Raw genomic sequence first — 358 nt, forward strand, 5'->3', positions numbered from 1 at the left:
CGATCGTCAAGGACATCCTGATCTATGTCACYGCCTTYRCCGCGATCATCRYCATCCCGATCCAGCTCGGCGGCTTTGCCAAGATCTTYKCCGCSGTRCCGGACRCGAAGGTCCTGCTCGARACGCCGGCYCCSGGCTCGACCGGGGCCTACAGCACCTACGCGACGCTTGCGCTCGGATCGGCACTGGCGCTGTTCCTCTATCCGCATTCCATCACCGGCATTCTCAGCGCCAATGGCGGTCAGGCCATCCGGCGCAACGCGGCCATGCTGCCGGCCTATTCCTTCCTGCTCGGCATCCTGGCGCTGTTCGGCTTCTTCGCGATCGCCGCCGGCGTCCGCAGCATGCCGGCATATGC

At 65.2% G+C, this 358-nt stretch carries 1 pseudogene; it reads left to right on the forward strand.

What is annotated here, in order from left to right:
• Positions 1-358, forward strand: a pseudogene (locus AB4Y92_RS26760) (sodium:solute symporter); the annotation flags it as partial.

Origin of the sequence: Lysobacter sp. TAB13, assembly GCF_052113885.1 — a bacterium.
GTDB classification, from domain to species: domain Bacteria; phylum Pseudomonadota; class Gammaproteobacteria; order Xanthomonadales; family Xanthomonadaceae; genus Lysobacter; species Lysobacter gummosus.